Raw genomic sequence first — 25078 nt, 5'->3', positions numbered from 1 at the left:
ATTAGCTTATTCATGACCTTGCTGGCATTGACCGGTTGCCAGACGACACCGCAGAAAGGACTGACCCCGGCGCAGATCACTGTGCTCAAGCAACAAGGTTTCGAGATGACGGATGAGGGCTGGGCCTTCGGCCTGTCCGGCAAAGTGCTGTTCGGTAGCGATGTCGAACACCTCAACCCCGCCAGTACCCAGATCGTCGAACGCATTGGCAAGGCGTTGTTGGGCGTGGGAATCGAGCGTGTGAGGATTGACGGCCATACCGATGCCTCGGGCGAGGAATCCTATAACGAACAACTTTCCCTGCGTCGCGCGAAAAGCGTTGAAGCGGTATTGGCCGCTGTCGGCATAAAAGAACAAAACATCCAGCTACGCGGCCTGGGCAGCAGCAAGCCCGTCGCCTCCAACGCCACCGCGGCCGGGCGCACCGAGAACCGCCGGGTGTCGATCGTGGTGAGTGCCGATTAATCGGCGAACACCATCTCCCGACTTTCCCCCATCAACAGCGCCTGATTCTGCTCGGTGACGGTACGGATGTAATCCCACAACAAGGTAATCCGCTTGAGCTTGCGCAGGTCCTCCCGGCAGTACATCCAGAACTGCCGGGTGATGGTGATCTCTTGCGGTAACACCGGCAGCAATCGCGGATCCTGAGCCGCCAAAAAGCACGGCAGAATCGCCAGTGACCGTCCTTGCTGCGCCGCCACGAACTGCGCGATCACACTGGTGCTGCGCAGATTGGCACTGGCACCGGGCAGCACATTTGCCAGGTACAGCAGCTCCGAGCTGAACGCCAGGTCGTCCACATAACTGATGAATTGATGCTTGCCCAAGTCTGCCGGGCGGCGGATCGGTGGGTGCTTGTCCAGATAATCCTGGGTCGCGTACAGCTGCAATCGATAGTCACAGAGTTTGCAGCAGACATAAGGGCCGTGTTCCGGCCGCTCCAGCGCAATGACGATGTCTGCCTCGCGCTTGGACAGGCTGATGAAGTGCGGCAGCGGCAGGATGTCCACCGAGATGGCCGGGTAGGCGTCGACGAAATGGCTCAGCTGCGGGGTGATGAAAAAGCTGCCGAACCCTTCGGTACAGCCCATGCGCACATGCCCGGACAACGCGACGCCTGAGCCCGAGACCTGCTCGCAAGCCATATGCAGAGTGCTTTCGATCGACTCGGCGTAACCCAGCAGACGCTGGCCTTCAGCAGTCAGGACGAAGCCGCTGGTGCGGGACTTCTCGAACAACAGCGTACCTAACGAGGTCTCCAGCGAACTGATGCGTCGCGACACGGTGGTGTAGTCCACCGCCAGGCGCTTGGCTGCGGTGCTGGCCTTGCGAGTACGGGCAACTTCAAGGAAAAACTTGAGGTCATCCCAGTTCAACGAGCCTAAAGACGTGATGTTTTTTTGCATGATGGACCGGCTTTTATGTGCGTTCTTATTAGAAGTTTGCACATCTATACTCCAAAAACAGTCCGACAACCAAATCGCGACACACGCCTCATCTCAAGGCGACTTTCTCGCCTTGGCTCCCAAGATAGCTCTCTAAATAAGAACAACGTCCCGGAGACCCGACATGAACGCATCGCTAGAAACCACCGTACAAAAGGTCAAGTTATTGATCGATGGCGAGTGGGTCGAATCCCAGACCACCGAATGGCACGACATCGTCAATCCGGCGACCCAGCAAGTGCTGGCCAAAGTCCCCTTCGCGACCGCTGCTGAAGTCGATGCAGCCATCAGCGCCGCCCATCGCGCCTTTCAGACCTGGAAGCTGACGCCAATCGGCGCGCGGATGCGCATCATGCTCAAGCTTCAAGCGCTGATTCGCGAGCACTCCAAGCGTATTGCCGTGGTGCTCAGCAATGAGCAGGGCAAAACCATCGCCGACGCTGAAGGCGATATCTTCCGTGGCCTGGAAGTGGTCGAGCACGCTTGCTCCATCGGCAGCCTGCAAATGGGCGAGTTCGCCGAGAACGTCGCAGGCGGTGTCGATACCTATACCCTGCGTCAGCCGATCGGCGTCTGCGCCGGCATTACCCCTTTCAACTTTCCGGCGATGATTCCGCTGTGGATGTTCCCGATGGCCATCGCCTGCGGCAACACCTTCGTGCTCAAGCCTTCCGAGCAGGATCCGATGTCGACCATGCTGTTGGTGGAACTGGCGATTGAAGCTGGCATTCCGCCAGGTGTGCTCAACGTCGTTCATGGTGGCAAGGATGTGGTCGATGCGCTTTGCACCCACAAGGACATCAAGGCTGTTTCGTTCGTCGGTTCGACCGCAGTCGGCACGCATGTCTACGATCTGGCCGGCAAACACGGCAAGCGCGTGCAATCGATGATGGGGGCCAAGAACCACGCCGTTGTGCTGCCCGATGCCAACCGCGAGCAAGCGCTCAATGCACTGGTCGGCGCCGGTTTCGGTGCGGCCGGGCAACGCTGCATGGCCACCTCGGTGGTGGTGCTGGTGGGCGCGGCCAAACAATGGCTGCCGGATCTCAAGGCGCTGGCGCAGAAACTCAAGGTCAATGCCGGCAGCGAGCCAGGCACTGATGTGGGTCCGGTGATTTCCAAGCGGGCCAAGGCACGGATTCTCGAGCTGATCGAAAGCGGGATCAAGGAAGGCGCCAAGCTGGAGCTGGACGGTCGCGACATCACTGTTCCGGGCTACGAGCAGGGCAACTTTGTCGGCCCGACCCTGTTCTCTGGCGTAACCCCTGAGATGCAGATCTACACCCAGGAAATTTTTGGCCCGGTGCTGGTAGTGCTGGAAGTCGACACCCTTGATGAGGCCATCGCCCTGGTCAACGCCAACCCGTTCGGCAACGGCACGGGTCTGTTCACCCAGAGCGGTGCGGCGGCGCGTAAATTCCAGTCGGAAATCGACGTTGGCCAGGTCGGCATCAACATCCCGATCCCGGTGCCGGTACCGTTCTTCAGCTTTACCGGTTCCCGTGGTTCGAAGCTCGGCGACCTCGGTCCGTATGGCAAGCAAGTGGTGCAGTTCTACACTCAAACCAAGACCGTCACTGCACGTTGGTTCGATGACGACAGCATCAACCACGGTGTGAACACCACCATCCACTTGCGCTAAGGAGCCGGACATGAAAATCGCTTTTATCGGTCTCGGCAACATGGGCGCGCCGATGGCGCGCAACCTGATCAAGGCCGGCCATTCGCTGAACCTGTTTGACCTCAATCAAACCGTGCTGGCCGAACTGGCTCAACTCGGCGGCACCATCAGCACTTCACCGAAGGAAGCGTCGAAAGACGCGCAACTGGTGATCACCATGTTGCCGGCGGCGGCCCATGTGCGCAGTGTCTGGCTGGGTGAAGACGGTGTGCTGGCGGGAATCGCCAAAGGCGTGCCAGCGGTGGATTGCAGCACCATCGATCCGCAGACGGCGCGAGATGTTGCCGCGGCGGCCGCAAAGCAGGACGTGGCCATGGCCGATGCCCCGGTTTCCGGTGGCACTGGCGGTGCAGCGGCCGGGACGCTGACCTTCATGGTCGGCGCCACGCCTGAACTGTTCGCCACTCTGCAACCGGTGCTGGCGCAGATGGGCCGCAACATCGTCCACTGCGGCGAAGTCGGCACCGGGCAAATCGCCAAGATCTGCAACAACCTGCTGCTGGGGATTTCCATGGTTGGTGTCAGCGAAGCCATGGCGCTGGGCAGCGCCCTGGGTATCGACACAACCGTGCTGGCGGGCGTCATCAACAGTTCAACCGGGCGTTGCTGGAGTTCGGAGATGTACAACCCGTGGCCGGGCATCGTCGAAACGGCGCCGGCCTCGCGCGGTTATACAGGCGGTTTCGGTGCTGAACTGATGCTCAAGGATCTGGGGCTGGCCACTGAGGCGGCACGTCAGGCGCACCAACCGGTCGTGCTCGGCGCGGTGGCCCAGCAGTTGTATCAGGCGATGAGCCTGCGTGGGGAAGGGGGCAAGGACTTCTCGGCGATCATCAACAGCTATCGCAAACCCCAATAAGGGATTGTGGTGAGGGAGCAAGCTCCCTTGTCACAGAGTTCATGCATGCCTTTTTACCGAGAGACCACGTCGGGTGGTCTCTCGGTTTTTTGTATCAGGCAAACACGAAATATTTACGCACGGTTTCAACCACTTCCCACGTGCCTTTCATCCCCGGTTCGATGACGAAGATGTCACCGGCGCGCAGGTGGATCGGCGCCATGCCTTCCGGGGTGATGATGCAGTAGCCTTCCTGGAAGTGGCAGTATTCCCACTTCACGTATTCCACATACCATTTGCCCGGCGTGCAGATCCAGGTGCCCATGATCTTGCTGCCATCTTCGCTGGTGTACGCGTTGAGGTTGACGGTGTGCGGATCGCCTTCGAGCTTTTCCCATTTGCAGGCGTCGAGTACGGGCAACGGGTGAGTGTCGCGAAGAACGGTAATCGGTGCGGTCATGTGGACTCCGGGCCTTGGAATATAGAAAGTGGTACTGAAGAACTGAAGTCGCACCCTATAGCGCCCATGCTCCGCTCAGTTGTCTGTATTCGACATCGAGCTGTCCAGAAACGCGCAAACGCTCAAAGATTTTCCGGCGGGCAAAAACCTGCCCCTCAGGGCAGAGTCAAGGCGCTCAGCAAGGCCTGGGCATAACGGGGCAGTACGGTGAAGTCCCGGGCGCACAGCAACAGTTTGCGGCGAGCCCACGGCTCTTCCAGTGCAACGCTTTTGAACGGCGTTTCAGCCGGCCAGCGTTCGACCGCCGCCAAGGGCACGATCGCCAGCCCCGCTCCCCGGGCGACCATGCGCATCACGCCCTCGAAACCATCGGCGCGGATGCGGACCTGCATCCGCAAGCCGCTGTGCAGGGCCTGTTCTTCCAGGTAAATGGCCAAGGCGCTGTTGGCGTTCAGACCGACGTAATCGTGGTGCAAAGTGGCGCTGAAATTTAGCGGTCCGGTGTCGGCCAAGGGGTGATCACGCGGCAGGATCAGCACCAGCGGATCGTCGCGGAAATAGCGGGTTTGCAGGCCGTCGGTATCCACGGCGTCGGACACGATCCCCAGGTCTGCTGCGCCCTGGCGCAAGGCGTGGGTGATGCGTGTGCTGGGCAGCTCCTGCAGGTCGATGTCGAGGTTCGGATGGTCGCGCAGAAAGTCCGCCAGCAATTCCGGCAGGTACTCGGTGATCGCAGTGGTATTGCACAGCAACCGCACCTGGCCTTTGACGCCTTTGGCGTATTCGACCAGGTCCTGCTGCATGCGCTCGGCCTGTTGCAACAGGACTCGGGCGTGCTGCGCCAGGGCCTTGCCGGCCGGAGTGGGGCTGACACCGCGGCGACCTCGCTCCAGAAATTCGATGCCCAGTGAAGCTTCCATCGCGCGGATTCGTGCACTCGCCGCCGCCAGCGACAAATGACTGCGGGCGGCACTGGCGGTGATGTTGCCGGTGTCGAGGATATTCAGGTAGAGGCGCAGGTCGGTGAGGTCGAAGTGCATACAGTGTCCCGGATCATTTGCCTCTTGTAGAGCAAGAGGCAGCCTCAGTATATGGCAGATTTTCAAGGCACCGTTCAGGGCCCACGATAGCCCCATGAATACACTTGCCGCGTTCTATCAACATCTGGGCTTGGCCCTGTCCTTATTGATTGTCGCCACCTTCCTGCTGGCCGGGATGATCAAAGGTGTGATCGGCCTTGGTCTGCCGACCATTGCCATGGGCCTGCTCGGCCTGGCTATGGCGCCGTCGCAGGCTGCGGCGCTGTTGATCATTCCCGCGACGCTGACCAACGTCTGGCAACTGGCATTCGGCGGTCATTTGCGCGGGTTGCTCAACCGGTTATGGCCGATGCTGCTGGCGATTTTCATCGGCACTGGCGCTGGCACAGTGTGGATCGGCATGGCCGGTGGACATTGGGTGGTACGGGGGCTGGGGGCGGCGCTGTTGATCTACGCCTTGAGCGGGTTGTTCCTGCCGACCTTGCGCGTCGGCGGTCGCACCGAGCGTTGGCTCGGTCCGCTCTGCGGTGTGCTGACGGGCGTCATCACCTCGGCCACCGGTGTCTTCGTGATTCCGGCGGTGCCTTATCTGCAAGCGCTGGGCTTGAACAAGGATGAACTGGTGCAGGCGCTGGGCCTGTCGTTCACTGTCTCGACTCTCGCGTTGGCCGCCGGCCTGTTATGGCGCGGTGCCCTCGGCGGTGGCGAGTTGAGCGCGTCGCTGCTGGCGCTGATCCCGGCGGTGCTCGGCATGTTGCTGGGGCAATGGCTGCGCCAGCGGATCAGCGCCGTGTTGTTCAAGCGCGTGTTCTTCATCGGCCTCGGCGTGCTCGGCGGCCACTTGCTGATCAGCGGCTAGCGGACGATGTGCTGAGCATCTCAATCGGGCGGATATCGAAATCCTGCTCCAGATACTCCATGCGCATGTCGAGGAACTGCTTCATATGGGGCAGGTTCGAGTGCACGTCCAGATGGGCCTGGGATTGCCAGATCTCGTAGAAGATAAACAGCGTCGGGTCCTCTTTGTCTCGCAGCATGTGGTACTCGATGCAACCGGGTTCGGCGCGACTCGGTTCGACATAGGCACGGAAGAACGCTTCGAAGGCCTCGGCTTTATCCGGGCGGGTCTTGGCGTGCAGGATGAAGCCTTGCAGTTCGCTCATCAGAATCTCCTAAACAGTCAGAATCGGCGCAAGTTTATGGCAACAATCGCTTGTGGATTCGTGCGTATAGGTCAAATGAATTTTGCGGATGGAGCGCTTATTCCGCGCGAGGCTGATCGTTAGGCTGCCGCCATCGATTCCAACCTTGCGAGATTTCTCATGAAAAAAGTCCTGTTGCTCAATGGCGGCAAAAAATTTGCCCACTCCGATGGTCGCTACAACACGACGCTGCACGAAGCAGCGTTGAGCGTGCTGGATCGCGGTGGTGTGGATGTGAAAACCACGTTCATCGACGAGGGCTACGACGTCGCCGAGGAAGTCGCCAAATTCCTCTGGGCCGATGTGATCATTTATCAGATGCCCGGCTGGTGGATGGGTGCGCCCTGGACGGTCAAGAAGTACGTCGATGAAGTTTTCACTGCAGGCCACGGCAGCCTCTACGCCAGCGACGGTCGCACACGCTCCGACGCGTCGCAGAAGTACGGCAGCGGCGGCTTGTTGCACGGTAAAAAGTACATGCTGTCGGTGACCTGGAACGCCCCGCAGCAAGCCTTCGACGACTCGACCGACTTCTTCGAAGCCAAGGGCGTGGACGCGGTGTATCTGCCGTTCCACAAGGCCAATACCTTCCTCGGCATGACCGGTCTGCCGACCTTTTTGTGCGTCGATGTGATGAAGCGCCCGAATATCGAAGCGGATGTGGCGCGTTATGAGCAGCACTTGACCGAGGTGTTTGGCCTTAAGGCATGACGCTCGGCTACTATCGATATCTGAAGCAGCGCAGGACTATCGATAAGGGACACACGTGAAAGCCAGATCCGATGAGTTGCAGATTTTCGTCTGCGTGATTGAGTGCGGGTCGATTTCGGCTGCGGCTGAGCAAGTCGGGCAAACGCCGTCGGCGGTCAGCCGCACGCTGTCGCGGCTGGAGGCCAAGCTCGATACCACGTTGATCAATCGCACCACGCGGCGCATGGACCTGACCGAAGAGGGCAAATATTTCTTCGAGCACGCCAAGCTGATTCTCGATCAGATGGACGAGCTCGAAGAGCGCCTGTCCTCACGCCAGCAAACCCCGTCCGGGCGACTGCGGATCAACGCCGCGTCGCCGTTCATGCTGCACGCCATCGTGCCGTACATCGATGAGTTCCGCCGTCTCTACCCGGACATCCAGCTCGAACTCAACAGCAACGACTTGATCATCGACCTGCTCGAACAAAGCACCGACATCGCCATCCGCATCGGCACGCTGGCCGACTCGACCCTGCACGCCCGCTCCCTGGGTTGCAGCCCGCTGCACATCGTCGCAAGCACAGCGTACCTGGAACAACACGGCGTACCGAGCGCTGTCGAGGATTTGAGCGAGCACACGCTGCTGGGTTTTACCCATAACGAAGGTCTCAACCAATGGCCACTGCGCTATGTCCACGGTGATCGCTGGCCGATTCAGGCGTCGATCAGCGCGTCGAGTGGCGAGACGATCAGGCACCTGGCGCTGGCCGGCCAAGGCATTGCCTGCCTGTCGCACTTCATGACCATCGACGACATCCGCGCCGGTCGCTTGCAGGTGCTGCTGGCGGAGTTCAACAGCGGATATCGCCAACCCATCAACGCGGTGTACTACCGCAACTCGCAATTGGCCCTACGGATCCAGTGCTTTCTGGACTTCATCCAGGGCAAATTGGCAGCTTATGCGATTGCCGATTTCAGGGGCTGATTCGCAGGCCGCGTGATCGTTCATTGCGGGCAGGCCACCCATTCACTGGCCCGCCCGCTGTCAATTCCGTAACATCCGCGTCCCTCTTTTCCCGCCTGTATTTTTAGGTAAGCCATGAAACCCAAACGTCTGCGCGCCGATGTCCTGGCCGGACTCACCACCTCTTTCGCCCTGCTCCCCGAATGTATCGCTTTCGCGCTGGTGGCCCACCTCAATCCATTGATGGGGCTTTACGGCGCTTTCATCATCTGCACCCTGACTGCGCTCTTCGGCGGACGGCCGGGGATGGTGTCTGGTGCCGCCGGCTCGATGGCGGTGGTGATCGTTGCGCTGGTGGTGCAGCACGGTGTTCAGTACTTGCTGGCGACGGTGCTGCTGGGCGGACTGATCATGTTGGCGTTTGGTCTGTTGAGGCTGGGCAAGCTGGTGCGCATGGTGCCGCACCCGGTGATGCTCGGCTTCGTCAACGGTCTGGCGATTGTCATTGCGCTGGCCCAGTTGGAGCACTTCAAGAGCGGTGAGGCCTGGTTGAGTGGGGCGCCGCTGTACATGATGATCGGGCTGGTGGCGCTGACGATGGCCATCGTTTACCTGATGCCGCGCCTGACGCGGGCCGTGCCGCCGGCGCTGGTGGCGATTCTGGGCGTTGGGCTGGCGGTTTACCTGCTCGGCCTGCCGACCCGTACCCTGGGCGACATGGCGCGCATTGCCGGTGGCTTGCCGGGTTTTGCGCTGCCAGACATCCCCTGGAGCCTGGAGACCCTGCGTATCATCGTCCCTTACGCGATATTGATGGCGGTGGTCGGCTTGCTGGAAACCCTGCTGACCCTGAACCTCACCGACGAGATCACCGAGAGCCGTGGCTATCCGGATCGCGAGTGCGTGGCCTTGGGCGCTGCCAACATGGTTTCTGGTGTGTTCGGCGGCATGGGTGGCTGCGCGATGATCGGGCAAACCGTGATCAACCTCAGTTCCGGCGGTCGCGGTCGGCTGTCCGGTGCGGTGGCCGGGGGGATGATCCTGCTGTTTGTGCTGTTTCTTTCGCCGCTGATCGAGCGCATTCCGCTGGCCGCATTGGTCGGGGTGATGTTCGTGGTGTCGCAGCAGACGTTCGCCTGGGCTTCGCTGCGGGTGCTGAACAAGGTGCCGCTGAACGATGTCTTGGTGATCATCGCGGTCACGGTGATTACCGTGTTCACCGATCTGGCCATCGCCGTGTTGTGCGGGATCATCATTGCGGCGCTCAACTTTGCCTGGCAACACGCTCGCGAGCTGTATGCCGACAGTCACGTTGAAGCCGACGGCAGCAAGCTCTACCTCCTGCACGGCACGTTGTTCTTTGCCTCGACGACGCCTTTTCTCAACCAGTTCGATCCCGCCAATGATCCATCCGTGGTCACCGTCGACTGTCGCCACCTGAGCTTCGTTGATTACTCGGCCATCGCCGCGCTGAAGACATTGCGCGAGCGCTACACCAAGGCTGGCAAGCAGCTACGCGTACTGCACCTGTCCGAGCGCTGCAAGAAACTGCTCAAGCGCGCCAGCGAACATCACGACTGAAATCGATGAGTGATGATCGTTCCCACGCTCTGCGTGGGAACGATCCGTGTCCGCGATGAAAATTCCGCTATCCGATTTTCATAACCCGCGATTTCCCATACCTCTGCACGACATCCCTTACCCCTCAACGAAAATTACTTTCACTTCGTTTGAAAGTAATCCGTCGAAATGATTTATGAGTTTCACAACCCATTCGACGTGACCCTTTCGAGGAGTACCGCATGACGCTTTCCTTCGGCTATTGGCTGTTGGTTTACGCCGCCATCGCCATCATTGCGCTGATCGTTCTGATCGCCCGTTACCGAATCAATCCCTTCATTGTGATCACCCTGGTGTCTATCGGCCTGGCGCTGTTGGCGGGGATGCCGCCGTCGGGTGTGGTGGGGGCGTATGAGGCCGGGGTTGGCAAGACGCTGGGGCACATTGCGCTGGTGGTGGCGCTGGGCACGATGCTCGGCAAGATGATGGCCGAGTCCGGCGGTGCGGAGCAGGTGGCGCGCACCTTGATCGACCGTTTCGGCGAGAAAAATGCCCACTGGGCGATGGTGTGTATCGCCTTTCTTGTAGGGTTGCCGCTGTTCTTCGAGGTCGGTTTTGTCTTGCTGGTGCCCATCGCATTCACCGTGGCGCGGCGGGTGGGCGTGTCGATTCTGATGGTCGGTTTGCCGATGGTTGCGGGGCTTTCGGTGGTCCACGCGTTGGTACCGCCACACCCGGCGGCGATGCTGGCGGTGCAGGTCTATCAGGCGTCGGTGGGGCAGACCTTGCTCTATGCGATTTTGATCGGTATTCCGACCGCGATTATCGCCGGTCCCCTGTACGCCAAATTCATCGTGCCGCGCATTCAACTGCCGGCCGATAACCCCCTGGAACGCCAGTTCCTGGAGCGTGAGCCGCGCGATAGCCTGCCGGGCTTTGGTGTCACCATGGCCACCATTCTGCTGCCGGTGGTGCTGATGTTGATCGGCGGCTGGGCCAACCTGATCTCCACGCCGGGTAGCGGTTTCAATCAGTTCCTGCTGTTCATCGGCAACTCGGTGATCGCCTTGCTGCTGGCGACCTTGCTGAGTTTCTGGACCCTCGGCCTGGCCCAGGGTTTCAATCGCGAGTCGATCCTCAAGTTCACCAATGAATGCCTGGCGCCGACCGCCAGCATCACCTTGCTGGTCGGTGCTGGTGGTGGTTTGAACCGGATTCTGGTGGACGCTGGCGTCACTAATCAGATCGTCAGCCTGGCCGATGAATTCCAGTTGTCGCCGCTGTTGATGGGGTGGCTGTTCGCCGCGTTGATGCGCATCGCCACTGGTTCTGCCACCGTGGCCATGACCACCGCGTCAGGGATTGTCGCGCCGGTGGCCATTGGTCTGGGGTATCCCCACCCGGAGCTGTTGGTGCTGGCGACGGGGGCGGGGTCGGTTATCTTTTCCCACGTCAACGACGGCGGCTTCTGGTTGATCAAGGAATACTTCAACATGACCGTCACCCAGACCTTCAAGACCTGGACAGTGCTCGAGACGCTGATCTCGCTGGTCGCCTTCGGCCTGACCGTTGGCCTTTCTCACCTGCTTTAGTCGGAGCCATCCGCCATGGACATCCTCTATCAGATCCGCGCCCGTCAGGAATCCTTCAGCGCCGGTGAAGGACGCATCGCCCGGCTGATGCTCGACGACGTAGGATTTGCCGCCTCCGCCAGCCTCGATGAGCTGGCGCAGCGAGCGGAAGTCAGCACTGCCACGCTGTCGCGATTCGCCCGCACAGTCGGTTGCCGCGACCTGCGGGATTTGCGCCTGCAACTGGCCCAGGCCAGCGGCGTCGGCAGCCGCTTTCTCGACCCGGCGGGCACGCCCGAACAGTCGGCGTTCTACGGGCAGATTGTCGGCGATATCGAGTCGACCTTGCGCCAGCACCTGGCGGCGTTCGATGAGTCGCGCTTCGCCGATGCGGTGAAACTGCTGGGCAAGGCACGGATGATTCACGCCTTCGGCATGGGCGGCTGCTCGACCCTGTGCAGCGATGAACTGCAAGTGCGGCTGGTGCGCCTCGGCTACCCGATTGCGGTGTGTCACGACCCGGTGATGATGCGCGTCACCGCCGCCAGCCTTGGCGCCGAACACGCGGTCATCGCCTGCTCGCTGACCGGCATCACGCCCGAACTGCTCGAAGCGGTGGAGCTGGCGCGCAGCTACGGCGCACGAATTCTCGCCATCACCCGCGCCGACTCGCCGCTGGCGCAATTGGCCGATGTGCTGTTACCGCTGCAAAGCGCCGAGACTTCCTTTATCTACAAACCCACGGCGGCGCGCTACGGCATGTTGTTGGCCATCGATGTGCTCGCCACCGAGCTGGCGTTGGCCAGTCCTGAAGACAATCAAGAACGTCTGCGGCGGATCAAACTGGCCCTGGACGACTACCGCGGCGGCGACGATCACTTGCCGCTGGGAGACTGACATGACGTACGACACGCTGATCCGCAATGCGCTGATTATCGATGGCAGCAACACCCCCGGTTACCCCGCTGACGTGGCGATTCTGAATGGCCGCATCGAGCGAATCGGCGACTTGCACGACGCTCGCGCCATCGAAGAAATCGAGGCCGCTGGCCGAGTGTTGGCGCCGGGTTTCATCGATGTGCATACCCACGACGATACGGTGGTGATTCGCCAGCCACAGATGCTGCCCAAACTCAGCCAGGGCGTGACCACGGTGATTGTCGGCAATTGCGGGATCAGCGCGTCGCCGGTGAGTTTGCGCGGTGATCCGCCGGACCCGATGAACCTGCTCGGCACCGCCGCGGCGTTTGTGTATCCGCGCTTCAGCGACTATCGCGCCGCCGTCGAAGCGGCCAATACCACGCTGAACGTAGCTGCGCTGGTGGGGCACACCGCGTTGCGCAGCAATCACCTGGATGATCTGTATCGCACCGCGACCGACGCTGAAATCAGCGCGATGCGCGAGCAACTGCGCGACAGCCTTGAGGCCGGTGCCTTGGGTTTATCCACAGGCCTGGCTTATGCCAGCGCCTTCTCGGCATCCACTGATGAGGTGATGCAGTTGACCGAAGAGTTGACGGCATTCGGCGCGGTCTACACCACCCATTTACGCAGTGAGTTCGAACCGGTGCTGGAGGCCATGGACGAGGCGTTCCGCATCGGACGCCACGCACAGTCGCCGGTGATCATTTCCCACCTCAAATGTGCCGGAGCCGGTAACTGGGGCCGTAGTCCGCAATTGCTGGCGTCCCTCGAACACGCCGCGAAAACCCACCCGGTGGCGTGCGATTGTTATCCCTACGCGGCGAGTTCTTCGACGCTGGACCTCAAGCAAGTCACCGACGCCCATCGCATCACCATCACCTGGTCCACGCCGCACCCGGAAATGGGGGGGCGGGATCTGATGGACATTGCTGCCGAGTGGGGCACTGCGCTGCTCGAAGCAGCCCGCCGACTGCAGCCGGCGGGGGCGGTGTATTACGGCATGGACGAGGCCGATGTACGAAGCATCCTCGCGCATCCGCTGTCGATGATCGGCTCCGACGGTTTGCCGGAAGACCCGTTTCCGCATCCACGCTTGTGGGGCGCCTTCCCACGAGTGCTCGGACATTTCAGTCGCGACGTCGGCCTGTTTCCGCTGCACACCGCCGTGCACAAGATGACCGGGTTGTCGGCGGCACGCTTTGGCTTGAAGGAACGTGGCGAGATTCGTGAAGGATATTGGGCGGATCTGGTGTTGTTCGATCCGGCGACGATTCGCGATGTGGCCGACTTCAACGATCCGCAACGGGCGGCGCAAGGGATTGATGGCGTATGGATCAATGGTGCCTTGAGTTATCGCGACGGGCAGGCGAACGGCAGAAGGGAAGGGCGATTTCTGGCGCGAGAGGGGGATTTGCGTAAAGGGTTTCATTGATCGCGCCTTCGTAGAAGCTGCCGAAGGTTCGGGCCGCGTTCGGACGATCTTTTGATCCAGGTCTCATGGTGGCACATTGCAGTTAAAGAAAGCCGTCGCCAAGCCGAAGCGCTGACATCCAGCCCAGCTACACTGGGCTCATTCAGTCAGGGAGTTACCCCATGAGTTTCGGCAAAACCACCCCGATCCTGCGGATTTTCGATGAAACCAAGGCTTTGGAGTTCTACGTCGAGTTTCTGGGGTTCAAGATTGATTGGCAGCACCGCTTCGAGGCGAACCTCCCGCTGTACCTGCAAATCTCCCGTGGCGAGTGCGTGCTGCACCTCTCCGAACACCATGGCGACGCGACACCGGGCTCGGCCCTGCGCATCGAGACCGATGAGCTGGAGGCGTTCCAGCAGCAATTGCTGGCCAAGGAATATAAGTTTGCGCACCCACAAATCCAGGCGATGCCGTGGGGCAGTCAGGACATGACCGTGGCCGATCCGTTTGGCAATCGGTTGGTGTTTACCAATGCGATTAGTGTCTAAGCGTTAGATAGCATTCGCGGGCAAGCCTCGCTCCACAGATTGGTCTAAAAAACTGGACCGCTACAGGCTTGCCCGCGAAGGCGATTGATCATTCACCACAAAGTGAATATCAAACCCGGAAGTGACTCACCATCATCTGTAACTGATTGCCCAACCGCGCCAGTTCAACACTGGACGCAGCGGTTTCGTCGCTGGCGGTGGCGGTCTGTTCGGACACGTCGCGTACGTTGATGATGCTGCGGCTGATCTCTTCGGCCACGGCGCTTTGTTGCTCGGCGGCGGCAGCGATCTGCTGGTTCATTGACTGAATGTTGGACACCGTGCGGGTGATGTTTTCCAGTGATACGCCGGCCTTGCGAGTCAGCGCCACGCTGCTGTCGGTCAGGGTACGGCTGTTGTTCATCACCGCCGCCACTTGTTGAGTGCCGTTCTGCAAGCCGGCCACCAGGCCTTCGATTTCTTCGGTGGATTTCTGTGTGCGCTGGGCCAGGCCACGGACTTCGTCAGCCACCACCGCAAAACCACGACCAGCCTCACCGGCACGGGCCGCTTCGATGGCGGCGTTGAGGGCCAGCAGGTTGGTCTGTTCGGCCACGGCTTTGATCACATCCATGACGCTGCCGATTTTGTCGCTTTCCTGCTGCAGTACGCTCATCGCTTCAGTGGAGCGCACCACTTCGCTGGCCAGCCGCTCGATCTGGGCGATGGCTTCGTTGACCACTTTGTCACCTTCGCGAGCTTCACCGTCAGCGGCGGCTGCGGCTTGGGAAGCTTCTTCGGCGTTGCGCGCGACTTCCTGCACGGTGGCCGTCATTTCGTGCATGGCGGTGGCGACCTGATCGGTTTCCACTTTTTGGCTGTTCACACCGGCGCTGGTCTGCTCGGTCACGGCCGACAGTTCTTCGGCGGCGCTGGCGATCTGAGTGACGCCGTCACGGATGCCACTGATCAAGTCCCGCAGGGTCACGCCCATGCGCGCAATGCCTTGCTGCAACACGCCGAGCTCGTCGCGGCGGGTGACTTTGATGTCTTGAGACAAGTCACCACCGGCGATGCGTTCGACCACTTTAAGGGTATCGCGCAACGGACCGGTGATCTGACGGGTGATGACCACGGCGGCGATGATGCCCACCAGCAACGCCAGCAAGGTGCTGATCAATTGCAGTGTGCGGGCCTGGGCGCTTTCGGCATCACGGCGGTCGAGCTGGAATTGATACAGCTTATCGCTCAGGGTCACGATGGCGGCGCCTTGATCGGTCATTTCCTTACGCGCCTGCACCGCATCGGTGTTGGCGGCTTTATAGGCTTGCAAGGCACTGCGGTAGTTGCTCAGGGCGGCTTCCAACTGACGCAGCGCGTCTTGTTGGGTTTCGGCGAAATGTGTGTTCAGTGATTTCAGGCTGGCGATGGCCGCATCCAGTTGGGAAACGGCTTTCTGCTCGGTCTCGGCATTGGTGTTGGCGGTGTAGCCGCGCACTTCATAGCGGGCAAGAATGAACGCTTCCTTGGCGGCGGTGATGGCCAGGAACTGTTCGAAGCGCTGATCGCTCAAGGGCATTTGCTGCACACGGATATTGATCGCATCGATCAGCTTGCTAGCGGTTTCGGCGTTGGCTGCCATGGCTTCGCGGGCGCTGTTGCCGGTGCGGTAGGCGCTGCGCATTTTGTTCAGCGACGTCTGATAAGCGGCGATGGTCGCGGCCTGCTCTTTGAGCATTTTGACGTTTTCAGGGTTTTTGAAGCTGCCCAGCAGAGCGGTTTGCTGAGCAACAAAACTGTCCAGGGTGGTTTGCACATTCTGTGCGGCGGTTTCGTCGCCGTTGGTCAGCATGTATTGCAGGCGAACCACGCGCAGCTTGGTCAGGCCGGCATTGAGCTGAGTGATGTCGCTCATCCAGTTGCTGCGGTCAATCAACCCGCCCAGGCTGGTCCAGCCGGTCAGGGCGAGGATGCAGGTCAGTGCCAGGACCAGGCCGAATCCCAGGCCCAGTTTCAGGTTCACGCTGATGTTGCCGAACCAGCTATTCATCAAATTCCTCCAGGAACGTTGCGCTTTTGATCGTCGGTTGGCTGGAAGATTTTTGTTTTTGGGAGCCAGCAAGGTGTGTAGCAGGTATGTATCGGCCGCAATCCCGGGAGCTGAAAGGATTTTGTCGGATGGATTCTGTAACAAGATTTTTACGCAGGTCTTAAGCTTTTTTTCACATGGGTTTCACCAGCAGCCGACGCAAGACTCTCTACTCTGGTGGCTTTGTATGATTGTGATGCATGCCGGCGAGGCGGCTAAACGTGGAATTGAGACTGAGTCTGTTCGGGATAAAACGCTCGATCGATCTGAGCCGTTTGGCCCGTTATCGAAACACCGCGGTCATCGTGGCCTCGCTGCTGCTGGTGATCCCGCTGACCGTGTGGCTGTTGCGGCCTGCGGCTGTGCCCGATCTGGCCCATGGCAATGTGGCGGGTGCCCGTGCGCTGGCTGCGGGTTGGGCCAAGGGCGACATGATCGTGCTGGTGCGTCACGTTGAGCGTTGCGATCACTCCACCGCCGCCTGTCTGATTGGCAATGATGGCATTACGGATCGCTCGCGTAGCGTGGCGGTGGGGGTCGGTGCACAGTTTGAACATCTGGGCCTGAACAAGGCCGATATCTACAACAGTCCGATCATCCGTGCGGTACAGACCTCCAGTTATATGTTCAACAAGGTCGGCGTCGGCGAAGACTGGTTGATCAACTGCAGAGGCAGCATGTTGCGCGATGCCCTGGCGCACAAAGTAGCCGGGCGCAACCTGATTCTGGTGACTCACAGCGAGTGCATGGATCAACTGGAAAAAGATCTCAAGCTGCCGACTGTTACTCTAGGCTATGGTGCTTCTCTGTTTATCTCCGCTGAAAAACCTCAGGAACCTCGCATGCTTGGTTCCATCGAAGCCTCTGACTGGCACTCGGTAACCACCGAGTGAGCTTCTTCTTCATCCCTCTGGATCTGGACGTACGATGCTGACTTCTTCCCGTTACCGCTTTTACTGGGTGAACTTTGGTATTCCGCTGGCCTGCGCGGTCGCGGTGTTCCTGATGTTTGACATGACCAAAATCGACATCGCTTTCAGCGATCTTTTTTATGACCCGGCAACCCGGCTGTTTCCGTTGGACCATGTCCGTCTCTTCGAGAAAATCACCCATAAATGGGCGCGAATCATCCCGAACTGGACCGGTGAGGTCGCGATCATCGGCGCCTTGCTGTCGTTTCTCTGGCCGCGATTGAAGGCTGAGAAACATTCGAAGATCATCGCCTTCCTGGAAAAAATCAAAGTCGCGCCCGTGCTTCGGTTCGCCAGTAAACACCGCCGGGACTTCCTGTATGTGGTGTTCGCGTTTTCCATCAGCACCGGTGTTATCCACTACCTCAAGAGCCACACCAGTGTGTATTGCCCGGTTGAAACCACTCAGTACGCCGGGAAAATCGAGCACAAGGAGTGGTACCAGAATTTTGACCTGCTGAAAGAAGCCGGTGACGGTCGCTGCTGGCCGGGTGGGCATGCGTCGGGTGGCTTCACCATGCTCGCGCTGTACTTCGTGGCTCGCCGCTACCGCTGGCGGCACGCCAAAGCGGTGATGTACGGCTCGCTGCTGCTCGGTTTCGTCTATGGCACGACACGAGTCCTGCAAGGCTGGCACTACATGTCCCACACCTTCTGGTCCGGGATCTTCGTGTGGCTGACGTGTTTGCTGACGGCATTGGCGTTCTATGGGCGGGCGCGGCTGGAACTGCCGTTGCTGCAGAAGGCTGCGGTACCCGTCGCCGAGCCGTTTACAGGGTCACAAAGTAGTAAGCCTGACGCCCCACCTTCATTGTCTTGATCACCTTTAAGGGCGCGGCGGGTTCATTTACACCAGACATGAGTGCCACATTAGCCGGTGAGGCACTCAAAAAGTCATGCAATTGCGCCTCGGTATCCAGGCCTTTGAGTACGCGCCGGGTGTAGAACACACTGGCGCCGCCCACCCGCTCGTTGGCCTGAAACAACGCGACCTGCTGCCCGCTGTCCTGAAATGCCTGAATCTGTTCAGTCAGCGGCAGGAAGGACAGTGTGCGATCAGCGTGAGGCAATGCCCATTGAGCCGCAGCGACGTAGCTGCCGATCACCAAGGCTAGTACACCAACACCTACACCACGACGATGCCGGACAATCAGCCCCGGCAAGGTCGACGCACCGGTGTAGGCTTGAAGTCGCTCGAACAGCACGCTCGCATATTCTGCGGCAATCACCGCCGCTGCCGGCGTCATGGACATCATGTATACCGTGCGTTTGCTCGACGCCAGGGTCAGCATGACGAACTGCGCCAGCAGCCACACCGTGAAAAACAACAGGTAACGATTGGCCATCAGGCTTTTGCGAAAGTGCCACAGCCCCAGGTACACCAGAATGTTCCAGGGCGCGAAGGCCTCCGGCAGCTTGGCCAGATAGTAGTAGAACGGCTCGTAATGGCCGGCCTCGACGAAGGAGCCGCTGAAGCGCCCGACGCTATTGGTCAGCAACACTTCCCCCACGGCATGCACACCATCGCGCTGATACAGCACCGCGAGCCAGATCATCAGCGGCACCAATCCCAACAGTGTCAACAGGCCGGGGCGCAGCCAGTCCGAGGGCTTCAGGCGCTTGTCCATCAAGGTTTCGGCCAGCAGATACGCGAAGATCACCACCCCCGGCATCGCCAGCCCCAGCACGCCTTTGCTCAAGGTCGCGATAGCGATTCCTGAAGCAAACAGCAGGGCATTGCCGACGGTCGAGTGCCGTTGACCATGAAAAAACGCCAGCAGCGCCATACTCACGCCGAAGGCCAGTAATGCGTCTTCACCGACGCTGCGCGTATTACTCCAATAACTGGCCATGGTCGCCAGCAAAATCCCCGCCGTCCAGGCAACAACCTTGGGCCGGTTGAATCGCCGCAGCATCGTGTACAACAGCATCACACTGAACAGCCCGGCAAACGCGGACGTCAGTCGCACCGCCCACGGCGTACCACCGAATGCGCGAATCGCCCCGGCGTCGAGCCACAAGCTCAAGGGCGGTTTTTCAAGAAATGGCTCGCCGAACAAATGCGGGGTCACCCAGTCGTTATCCAGGTGCATCTCCATGGCAATTCCGGCGACCCGGGCCTCCGTGGAACCTTGTAATTGGTGATTGCTTAGCGCGAAGAAAAACAGCAGGACGGCGAGCAGAAACAGTGAAGAGACGGGGCGTGACATGAGTTTCTGGCTAACCGAGCAGGGGACCGGGAACCCCAAGCATACGAGTTGAATGCTTAACGAAACATGAACGGCCAGCGAGAGGTGACGGGTGACGTTGGGGCAGCACTAACGGGGGCGATCTGAGTAGCAGCGTCCTTCCAGGCGCTGTTATTGTCTGACGTCGTGGAGTTTGTCGTTAAGGATGATGCAATGGAGCTTGCGCTGACAGTTGGCACTCACACATTGAGATTGAGCGCCCTCGACCCCGAATGGTGTAAAGCGTTGCAGCATGCGCTGAACGCCAGTTTTACAGTCCACTCCAAATTTCTGCCCTGGGCCAAACCCTACACCACCGAGGACGAGGCTCGATCGTTCCTCGCGCGGGCAGTCGATGAATTCAAAAGCGAAACCGGTGAGCGGCGGCTGTTTATCGTCGACGATACCGCGCACGCGATCATCGGTTGCATTGGCTTGAAGCCCCGGCGCCGTAACCGGTATGTGCTCGGCTACTGGGTCAATACCGAGTATTCGGGCAAAGGCTATATGCGCACGGCGCTTGAAGCGTTGATCAAAAGCATGCCCGGATTCACGTTTTACCTGACCATTGCCTCGGCCAATGTGGCGAGCCAGCGGCTGGCCGAAGCGGCCGGGTTTGGCTTGATCAGACGGTGTTATCAGAGGCCTTGTTTGCAGCCGCATGAGGCGCAGGATACGTATTTGTATCGGTTGAAATGATGGTGGGAGCAGTCGCTGGAACCGACCGCTAACCAGATCGCAGGCAAAAAAAAGCCCGCGGGAGGGCGGGCAAACCGTAGTTTCTTGAATGAGCGAGGGGAATGTACAGGTTGGAGGGAGGCGGTGGGGTGAAGAAAAATTCATGTGGATGGATGGCTTCAGTCGCTCGTAGCTTCACCAAAGGTATGAATGAAAAGAAGCCCTGTCACGGTTCGGGGTTTATATTTTTATTTGATCAAATTTTCCGTGCGCCGGACATTTCCACGGTACGCGGAACGCAGCGCCACCTCCATTCAGATGTGCCTGACTCATGATCGACGGCCACCATCGCACCAGGTTATGCGCTTTGTTCCAATAAGACTCGTTTCCCCAATGCTTGGCCAAACAGAAGACCGGCAGTCCGCACTCGCGGAACGCTCTCTTTTCAATATCACCTTTTGTGAATTTGTCTTGAGAGATGACAGCCCATCCACCTTCTTCTCTCAGCACTGATATCCATGCCACATCAGCGGTGCTTTGCGGAAATTTATCCCTTAAAGACAGTACCGAATGGCCCTCAGCTTTAGTCAGTTCGTTCAAGGCTCGGGCCAACGCAGGGGGAAGATTGTTATCCAATAGGAACTTCAAGCCGCATTCCTTTGCTCAAAACTGACCGCTGCCTCAACTGCAGCAATAGGTATTTCATAGAGGCGGGCTACACGTTTGACGTCTCTGCCTTCAGCTCTGTAGGCGCTAAAAATGGCTGCTGTGTCAATTCCCGTACCTGACAGGACAGGTTTTCCAAAGTTTCGAGAGGGGTCGAGAACGATGGCTTTGCTGCGTTTGACCGGATACCAGCGCTGCGCTGAGCCTGATCCTGTGTAGTCGATACCTTCATAGAGCGAAGGTTTGATGACTTGTTCGAATGCATACTGTCGCTTGATCAAGTCCAGAAGTGCCTCATCCCCTGTTTCACCCATCACTGTGGCGAAGATGCTTCGTCCGTCGGTTTGAAAGCGTTTGCAGGTGAATGGGTACGCTTGGTTAAACAACTCTTTTGCTTGCTGCGAGGCACTACGGATGGCTTGCAGGCTTACGCCGTGTTGGCGAAAAGCATGAACGAAACGAATTTCCAGTAAGTCATGAAAACCTAGAACGCACTCGTTCACATCAGACAGCTCTGAGTCCCAAAGCCCCGGATGCTGAACACCGTGGGCGGTGTATCCGAATAACCAGCGGCGTATATCGGTAGCTGAAATCCCGGTGTAAAGCGAAGCTTCTGCTGGGGTGTACAAGCCAATGCCGACAAGGCGGCTAGGTAGCTTAATGTTTTGCATGTTGGCCTCCTTGTCAGCAGGTGATCCGATGGATGGATTCTGGTCGTAAGGGTGAACTCAAGCAACTGGTCGGGGACGAACCGCTGTTTTGTTTGGGCAGAGTAGGTTTGAAGCGTGAGCTACACAATCAGCTCGGAGTCGTCACGGCTTGCAGGAAATTTCTGAAAACCCTGTCCTGTAAGTCGCTTGGGCGAAAACGTGGCTACTCTGTCGTCTATTGAGTCGACAGTAAGTTGCAGATTATGAAACCTAGTGTTGAGTCGTCTGACACTGCATTGTCTCGTATAAGTAACATTCAGCTTCAATTGTCACGCATACAGAACATCTCTACCCATTCAAAGCCCAAAAAGGCACCTGCGATATTCTCGTCAGGTGCCTTTTTGTGTTGGGGGAGCGGTAAAGACTCCATTCGATCAACGAGCGCGATCACTCAGTGAAGAACGGGAGGCTCTCCCGCGGCCACCGACGCGTTCGGATCAAGGTTATCCTTCGCTCGGTTGACCAAAAGCTCAGTCAGCATCGTCAACTGCTGAAGCGCCAGTGCCACATTGCGCTGTGGGCCTTCGAGTCGGTCGGCAAAGTCCAGCGTCATGACGTTGAGGGACGCCAGGGTTTCGCTGGCGTGAGCGAGCAGGGTGGGCATGTCGACGTCGGGGCGGACGCTGAAGATGTTCCTGTTCAGGTTGCGCCGGCGGGCACTGACGGAGCGTTCGGTGGTTTTGGGCTGTTGGGTCGGGTCGAGGGTTTCAGGTTGTGAAGTGGCCGGATTTTTCAGTGGGATTCGGGTGATCTTTTTCATAAGGGCGTTCCATTGGTTTAGGGATCCTTACGTAATTTCGGCTTGTTAAAACCATCCGCAGGGTCGCAGCGAAGGGTGAAGACTATCTTTCAGAAATGTTGTTCACCAGTTCATGGCAGTCGCTACGGGTTGCAGGAAAATTCCCAGGATGACGTGGTTCTAATCTGTCAGAGAAATCCTTTTCCACTACTGTTGGCCCTGAGTAACTGCCGTACCGTCTCAGTCGCTCAGTGTTGGTGCCTGTGATGGATATCGGGAAAGTGCGGATGACTGTGTTTAATGGGAGCGTGGTCGTGTAAATGGCTATGAGGTTCAGTGCCGTCCCACTCAAAGGCATGTTCATGTTGATGGTGCTCGTCATGAATATGCGGATGGTCATGTGTTTGCGGATCGTGTTGGTGCTCGTGAGAGTGGCTTTCGGTCAGGTGTATCCAGACGCCAATTCCCATCAGGCCGGCAGCCACCCAAAACACCCACGTCACCGCTTCGCCTAACAACAGGATCGAAATAGCGGCCCCCAGGAACGGTGCAGTAGAGAAGTACGCACCTGTGCGCGCGGTGCCAAGCCCCCGCAAAGCCAAAACGAATAGCACCAGGCTAACGCCGTAGCCCAAAAAGCCTACCAGTAGCGTCGGCCCCAATAGAGACCATTCAGGGAGATGCATGCCAAGAGCAATCCCCAAAGCGCAGTTGACGACCCCGGCGACCAATCCTTTGATGCCTGCGATGAACAATGCATCCGATGCGGAAACCTTCCGGGTAAGGTTGTTATCGATGGCCCAACAAAAACAGGCAACCACCACGGCGACCGGGCCAACCCAGCCATGGATCCCTGCGGAAGTTTGAGGCCAACCCAAGAGCACGCCACCGGCAACGATTGCGATCATTCCAGCGACGATCCGCCGGTCGGCGTTCTCCTTGAACACCATCCAGGCAAGCAGGGCGGTCAACACCGCCTCAAGGTTTAGCAACAGCGAAGCAGTGGTAGCTGATGTGAGGGTAAGGCCAAACATTAAAGACACCGGCCCCAGCACGCCGCCGAACGCGATAGCGCCAATGAGCCATGGCCATTCTGAAATGGTTAAACCGACAGGCAGCCAGCCGCGATCGCGGATCAGCCGGGTAACCGTGAGACCCAAGCCACTTCCCAGGTAAAGCAAACCGGCGAGCAAGACGGGTGAAACGTTCAGCCCCAGGACCTTGGCAAGCGGTGTACTGGCACCAAACAGCGCTGCAGCACCCAAGGCATATATAACGCTTTTGTTCATCATCTGTTCCGTAGCAAAAGGCATTGTTGAGAGACACGATACTCGTCATGCATCGATAGCGCATTGAATCGAATCCACAAAAAAGGCACCTGCGATAGGCTCGTCAGGTGCCTTTTTGCGTTGGGGGGCAACGATGCCCTATGCCGGATGCGTTAAGACGCTGAAACCTGCCGCTGCAACCGCCGCCCCACCACATCCAGCAAATCGCAACCATCGCGCAACGAAGTCACCAACACCCGCGCCAGCTCACTGTGAACGCCTTCGTTCACAGCGAAACTCTCCAGCAATTGAGTCGCCGTGCGGATGCGGTAAGCCGCCGTTTCATGCAGCACATCCAGCGGCGCTTCAGTGTCGATCAGCAGCGACGCGATAGTGCAGTCGATGCCGGTGATCGACATGTATCGATCCATGACAAAACCTCCATTCGATCAACGATCGCGATTGCTCAGTGGCAGACGGGCTCGACCGCCGGCATGGGCGAATCAAGGTTATCCAGCGCTCGATTGATCAACATCTCGGCCAGCACGGCCAGTTGCTGCATCGCCAATGCCACATTGTGATGCGAGCCTTCGAGATGGTCAGCCAGATCGGTGGTCAGTTCATGGAAGCCGCTACGGGTTGCGGGAAATTTCCTAGGACGGTGAGTACGAATCTGTCAGGCAAAGAACTTCTCTCTATTACTTGCCCGTCAACTCACAACAATAATCTTCGAAACCAGCTCCGCGCTGTTCTTGGCCTGTAGCTTTCTCATTAGGCGTGCGCGATGGACTTCCACGGTTCTGTGGGAAATCGCCAGTTTTTTTGCCACTTCCTTGCAGGTCAGTCCATTGACGATGTGCATCGAGATTTCTCGTTCGCGGGGCGTGAGGTTTACCGTCGCGTAGTGCGGTCGGTCCATGCGTTCGAAGTGCCAGACCATCAGTTTGAACGGATCGTCCAGAGTCAGGGTATAGCCGTGGGACCTGGCCCAGAACACCTCGCCGTTTTTATGTTGCATGAAGCGTTCATCGGAGTAGGAGCCGCTCTGGCTGTTGAGCAACCAGTTCTGGCTGCGGTTGCCAATGGCCTTGTAGTCCGCCTGGGAGGGGTAGATCAGCAGGGTCAGATGACCCAGAAGCTCCTCGCGAGCGTAACCGAACAGCTCCAGAAATGCCTCGTTGCAGTCGAGCATCACGCGGTTGCCGGTGATGAGCTGCGGGGCGGGTGACACCTGGAACGCCAGACGTTCAAGGTCTTTGAGTTGCTTTGCGAAGACGGTCATTGGGCATCCTGCCTTGACTAACAATCCCTTACTAACGATACCGTGGGTCAGTGCGGTTACTTATGCGAGTACGTAGTTGTACGAACTAGCGAGTGATCCGGGCGGTAGGTCATTGTATTGAATAC

The 25078-nt window shown here is 58.8% G+C and carries 26 protein-coding genes and 1 pseudogene; 14 read left to right on the top strand and 13 right to left on the bottom strand.

The window, feature by feature from the left end; genetic code table 11:
- Positions 1-12: 12 nt before the first annotated feature.
- The gene (locus JUI81_RS25405; protein WP_019582618.1) at positions 13-465 is read left to right on the top strand and encodes an OmpA family protein; all 453 of its coding nucleotides are present in this window, start codon (positions 13-15) and stop codon (positions 463-465) included.
- Here the strand turns inward: JUI81_RS25405 and JUI81_RS25400 are convergent.
- Positions 462-1409 carry a LysR family transcriptional regulator gene (locus JUI81_RS25400; protein ID WP_204125290.1) on the bottom strand — a complete coding sequence of 316 codons (948 nt, stop codon included), beginning with the start codon at positions 1407-1409 and terminating at the stop codon, positions 462-464. The two genes, JUI81_RS25405 and JUI81_RS25400, sit on opposite strands and share 4 nt — an antisense overlap.
- A 163-nt stretch (positions 1410-1572) precedes the next feature.
- Here JUI81_RS25400 and JUI81_RS25395 point away from each other — a divergent pair, with 163 nt between their 5' ends.
- Both JUI81_RS25395 and mmsB read left to right on the top strand, forming a co-directional pair.
- Positions 1573-3090: a CoA-acylating methylmalonate-semialdehyde dehydrogenase gene (locus JUI81_RS25395; protein WP_019582620.1), complete on the top strand. Its 1518-nt coding sequence runs from the start codon at positions 1573-1575 to the stop codon at positions 3088-3090.
- 10 nt (positions 3091-3100) lie between these two features.
- Positions 3101-3988 carry a 3-hydroxyisobutyrate dehydrogenase gene (gene mmsB / locus JUI81_RS25390; RefSeq protein ID WP_019582621.1) on the top strand — a complete coding sequence of 296 codons (888 nt, stop codon included), beginning with the start codon at positions 3101-3103 and terminating at the stop codon, positions 3986-3988.
- A 94-nt stretch (positions 3989-4082) separates the two neighbouring features.
- Here mmsB and JUI81_RS25385 read toward each other — a convergent pair whose 3' ends face one another.
- Both JUI81_RS25385 and JUI81_RS25380 read right to left on the bottom strand, forming a co-directional pair.
- Entirely contained in the window at positions 4083-4427 is a 345-nt protein-coding gene (locus JUI81_RS25385; protein WP_007900627.1) for a cupin domain-containing protein, read from the bottom strand.
- A gap of 155 nt (positions 4428-4582) precedes the next feature.
- The gene (locus tag JUI81_RS25380) at positions 4583-5467 is read right to left on the bottom strand and encodes a LysR substrate-binding domain-containing protein (protein ID WP_204125289.1); all 885 of its coding nucleotides are present in this window, start codon (positions 5465-5467) and stop codon (positions 4583-4585) included.
- Positions 5468-5561: 94 nt separating this feature from the next.
- On the opposite strand from JUI81_RS25380, the gene JUI81_RS25375 reads away from it, so the two are divergent.
- Positions 5562-6326 (top strand): sulfite exporter TauE/SafE family protein, encoded by a 765-nt coding sequence (locus JUI81_RS25375; RefSeq protein WP_018929422.1) that lies wholly within the window; start codon positions 5562-5564, stop codon positions 6324-6326.
- On the opposite strand, the gene JUI81_RS25370 is transcribed toward JUI81_RS25375, so the two are convergent.
- Positions 6316-6630 carry a putative quinol monooxygenase gene (locus JUI81_RS25370; protein WP_204125288.1) on the bottom strand — a complete coding sequence of 105 codons (315 nt, stop codon included), beginning with the start codon at positions 6628-6630 and terminating at the stop codon, positions 6316-6318. The two genes, JUI81_RS25375 and JUI81_RS25370, sit on opposite strands and share 11 nt — an antisense overlap.
- Positions 6631-6789: 159 nt before the next feature.
- On the opposite strand from JUI81_RS25370, the gene JUI81_RS25365 reads away from it, so the two are divergent.
- The 7 genes from JUI81_RS25365 (at position 6790) to JUI81_RS25335 (ending at position 14343) form a co-directional block, all read left to right on the top strand.
- Entirely contained in the window at positions 6790-7380 is a 591-nt protein-coding gene (locus JUI81_RS25365) for an NAD(P)H-dependent oxidoreductase (RefSeq protein WP_018929424.1), read from the top strand.
- A 55-nt stretch (positions 7381-7435) separates the two neighbouring features.
- On the top strand, positions 7436-8347 hold the full coding sequence (locus JUI81_RS25360; RefSeq protein WP_018929425.1) for a LysR family transcriptional regulator: 912 nt from the start codon (positions 7436-7438) through the stop codon (positions 8345-8347).
- A 114-nt stretch (positions 8348-8461) separates the two neighbouring features.
- Complete coding sequence (locus tag JUI81_RS25355; RefSeq protein ID WP_204125287.1) at positions 8462-9907, top strand: SulP family inorganic anion transporter; 1446 nt, start codon at positions 8462-8464, stop codon at positions 9905-9907.
- A 221-nt stretch (positions 9908-10128) separates the two neighbouring features.
- The gene (locus tag JUI81_RS25350) at positions 10129-11478 is read left to right on the top strand and encodes a gluconate:H+ symporter (protein ID WP_028939931.1); all 1350 of its coding nucleotides are present in this window, start codon (positions 10129-10131) and stop codon (positions 11476-11478) included.
- A 15-nt stretch (positions 11479-11493) separates the two neighbouring features.
- Positions 11494-12354 carry a MurR/RpiR family transcriptional regulator gene (locus JUI81_RS25345; protein ID WP_019582627.1) on the top strand — a complete coding sequence of 287 codons (861 nt, stop codon included), beginning with the start codon at positions 11494-11496 and terminating at the stop codon, positions 12352-12354.
- 1 nt (position 12355) lies between these two features.
- Positions 12356-13813, top strand: coding sequence for an amidohydrolase family protein (locus JUI81_RS25340; RefSeq protein WP_019582628.1), 1458 nt, complete (start codon positions 12356-12358; stop codon positions 13811-13813).
- A 161-nt stretch (positions 13814-13974) separates the two neighbouring features.
- A complete protein-coding gene (locus tag JUI81_RS25335; RefSeq protein WP_018929431.1) occupies positions 13975-14343 on the top strand; it encodes a glyoxalase superfamily protein in 369 nt (122 codons plus the stop codon).
- Positions 14344-14452: 109 nt separating this feature from the next.
- Here JUI81_RS25335 and JUI81_RS25330 read toward each other — a convergent pair whose 3' ends face one another.
- Entirely contained in the window at positions 14453-16372 is a 1920-nt protein-coding gene (locus JUI81_RS25330) for a methyl-accepting chemotaxis protein (protein WP_028939929.1), read from the bottom strand.
- Positions 16373-16632: 260 nt separating this feature from the next.
- Between JUI81_RS25330 and JUI81_RS25325 the strand changes: the two genes are divergently transcribed.
- Positions 16633-17304, top strand: coding sequence for a phosphoglycerate kinase (locus JUI81_RS25325; RefSeq protein WP_026331955.1), 672 nt, complete (start codon positions 16633-16635; stop codon positions 17302-17304).
- 34 nt (positions 17305-17338) lie between these two features.
- Complete coding sequence (locus JUI81_RS25320) at positions 17339-18202, top strand: phosphatase PAP2 family protein (RefSeq protein ID WP_019582631.1); 864 nt, start codon at positions 17339-17341, stop codon at positions 18200-18202.
- Here the strand turns inward: JUI81_RS25320 and JUI81_RS25315 are convergent.
- The gene (locus tag JUI81_RS25315; protein WP_204125286.1) at positions 18153-19592 is read right to left on the bottom strand and encodes a glycosyltransferase family 39 protein; all 1440 of its coding nucleotides are present in this window, start codon (positions 19590-19592) and stop codon (positions 18153-18155) included. The genes JUI81_RS25320 and JUI81_RS25315 overlap by 50 nt on opposite strands.
- A gap of 192 nt (positions 19593-19784) precedes the next feature.
- Here JUI81_RS25315 and JUI81_RS25310 point away from each other — a divergent pair, with 192 nt between their 5' ends.
- A complete protein-coding gene (locus JUI81_RS25310) occupies positions 19785-20309 on the top strand; it encodes a GNAT family N-acetyltransferase (protein ID WP_204125285.1) in 525 nt (174 codons plus the stop codon).
- 219 nt (positions 20310-20528) lie between these two features.
- Here the strand turns inward: JUI81_RS25310 and JUI81_RS25305 are convergent, their stop codons facing one another.
- From JUI81_RS25305 to JUI81_RS25280, 7 genes and pseudogenes are all read right to left on the bottom strand, one after another.
- Positions 20529-20936, bottom strand: a complete 408-nt coding sequence (locus JUI81_RS25305) for a hypothetical protein (RefSeq protein WP_018929437.1) — start codon at positions 20934-20936, stop codon at positions 20529-20531.
- Positions 20933-21625, bottom strand: coding sequence for a DUF433 domain-containing protein (locus JUI81_RS25300; protein WP_018929438.1), 693 nt, complete (start codon positions 21623-21625; stop codon positions 20933-20935). The genes JUI81_RS25305 and JUI81_RS25300 overlap by 4 nt, the downstream gene beginning before the upstream one ends.
- A gap of 430 nt (positions 21626-22055) precedes the next feature.
- On the bottom strand, positions 22056-22424 hold the full coding sequence (locus JUI81_RS25295; RefSeq protein WP_018929439.1) for a DUF6124 family protein: 369 nt from the start codon (positions 22422-22424) through the stop codon (positions 22056-22058).
- Between the two features lie 227 nt (positions 22425-22651).
- Positions 22652-23692 (bottom strand): DMT family transporter, encoded by a 1041-nt coding sequence (locus JUI81_RS25290; protein WP_275406303.1) that lies wholly within the window; start codon positions 23690-23692, stop codon positions 22652-22654.
- A 152-nt stretch (positions 23693-23844) separates the two neighbouring features.
- Complete coding sequence (locus JUI81_RS25285) at positions 23845-24102, bottom strand: hypothetical protein (protein WP_204125284.1); 258 nt, start codon at positions 24100-24102, stop codon at positions 23845-23847.
- 35 nt (positions 24103-24137) lie between these two features.
- Positions 24138-24290 (bottom strand): annotated as a pseudogene (locus tag JUI81_RS31890) (DUF6124 family protein); the annotation flags it as partial.
- A 90-nt stretch (positions 24291-24380) separates the two neighbouring features.
- Positions 24381-24953, bottom strand: a complete 573-nt coding sequence (locus tag JUI81_RS25280) for a LuxR C-terminal-related transcriptional regulator (RefSeq protein ID WP_019582637.1) — start codon at positions 24951-24953, stop codon at positions 24381-24383.
- Between the last annotated feature and the right edge of the window lie 125 nt (positions 24954-25078).

Source organism: Pseudomonas sp. 008 (assembly GCF_016861935.1).
Classification (GTDB): Bacteria; Pseudomonadota; Gammaproteobacteria; order Pseudomonadales; family Pseudomonadaceae; genus Aquipseudomonas.
The sequence above is the reverse complement of the archived record's forward strand: the minus strand, read 5'-3'. Positions and strand labels throughout refer to the sequence as shown.

Excerpts from the sequence above, each read along its gene's own strand:
- JUI81_RS25405 (WP_019582618.1), top strand. The coding sequence starts at position 13 with ATGACCTTGCTGGCATTGACCGGTTGCCAGACGACACCGCAGAAAGGA.
- JUI81_RS25400 (WP_204125290.1), bottom strand. The coding sequence starts at position 1,409 with ATGCAAAAAAACATCACGTCTTTAGGCTCGTTGAACTGGGATGACCTC.
- JUI81_RS25395 (WP_019582620.1), top strand. The coding sequence starts at position 1,573 with ATGAACGCATCGCTAGAAACCACCGTACAAAAGGTCAAGTTATTGATC.
- mmsB (WP_019582621.1), top strand. The coding sequence starts at position 3,101 with ATGAAAATCGCTTTTATCGGTCTCGGCAACATGGGCGCGCCGATGGCG.
- JUI81_RS25385 (WP_007900627.1), bottom strand. The coding sequence starts at position 4,427 with ATGACCGCACCGATTACCGTTCTTCGCGACACTCACCCGTTGCCCGTA.
- JUI81_RS25380 (WP_204125289.1), bottom strand. The coding sequence starts at position 5,467 with ATGCACTTCGACCTCACCGACCTGCGCCTCTACCTGAATATCCTCGAC.
- JUI81_RS25375 (WP_018929422.1), top strand. The coding sequence starts at position 5,562 with ATGAATACACTTGCCGCGTTCTATCAACATCTGGGCTTGGCCCTGTCC.
- JUI81_RS25370 (WP_204125288.1), bottom strand. The coding sequence starts at position 6,630 with ATGAGCGAACTGCAAGGCTTCATCCTGCACGCCAAGACCCGCCCGGAT.
- JUI81_RS25365 (WP_018929424.1), top strand. The coding sequence starts at position 6,790 with ATGAAAAAAGTCCTGTTGCTCAATGGCGGCAAAAAATTTGCCCACTCC.
- JUI81_RS25355 (WP_204125287.1), top strand. The coding sequence starts at position 8,462 with ATGAAACCCAAACGTCTGCGCGCCGATGTCCTGGCCGGACTCACCACC.
- JUI81_RS25350 (WP_028939931.1), top strand. The coding sequence starts at position 10,129 with ATGACGCTTTCCTTCGGCTATTGGCTGTTGGTTTACGCCGCCATCGCC.
- JUI81_RS25345 (WP_019582627.1), top strand. The coding sequence starts at position 11,494 with ATGGACATCCTCTATCAGATCCGCGCCCGTCAGGAATCCTTCAGCGCC.
- JUI81_RS25340 (WP_019582628.1), top strand. The coding sequence starts at position 12,356 with ATGACGTACGACACGCTGATCCGCAATGCGCTGATTATCGATGGCAGC.
- JUI81_RS25335 (WP_018929431.1), top strand. The coding sequence starts at position 13,975 with ATGAGTTTCGGCAAAACCACCCCGATCCTGCGGATTTTCGATGAAACC.
- JUI81_RS25330 (WP_028939929.1), bottom strand. The coding sequence starts at position 16,372 with ATGAATAGCTGGTTCGGCAACATCAGCGTGAACCTGAAACTGGGCCTG.
- JUI81_RS25320 (WP_019582631.1), top strand. The coding sequence starts at position 17,339 with ATGCTGACTTCTTCCCGTTACCGCTTTTACTGGGTGAACTTTGGTATT.
- JUI81_RS25315 (WP_204125286.1), bottom strand. The coding sequence starts at position 19,592 with ATGTCACGCCCCGTCTCTTCACTGTTTCTGCTCGCCGTCCTGCTGTTT.
- JUI81_RS25310 (WP_204125285.1), top strand. The coding sequence starts at position 19,785 with ATGGAGCTTGCGCTGACAGTTGGCACTCACACATTGAGATTGAGCGCC.
- JUI81_RS25300 (WP_018929438.1), bottom strand. The coding sequence starts at position 21,625 with ATGCAAAACATTAAGCTACCTAGCCGCCTTGTCGGCATTGGCTTGTAC.
- JUI81_RS25295 (WP_018929439.1), bottom strand. The coding sequence starts at position 22,424 with ATGAAAAAGATCACCCGAATCCCACTGAAAAATCCGGCCACTTCACAA.
- JUI81_RS25290 (WP_275406303.1), bottom strand. The coding sequence starts at position 23,692 with ATGAACAAAAGCGTTATATATGCCTTGGGTGCTGCAGCGCTGTTTGGT.
- JUI81_RS25285 (WP_204125284.1), bottom strand. The coding sequence starts at position 24,102 with ATGGATCGATACATGTCGATCACCGGCATCGACTGCACTATCGCGTCG.
- JUI81_RS25280 (WP_019582637.1), bottom strand. The coding sequence starts at position 24,953 with ATGACCGTCTTCGCAAAGCAACTCAAAGACCTTGAACGTCTGGCGTTC.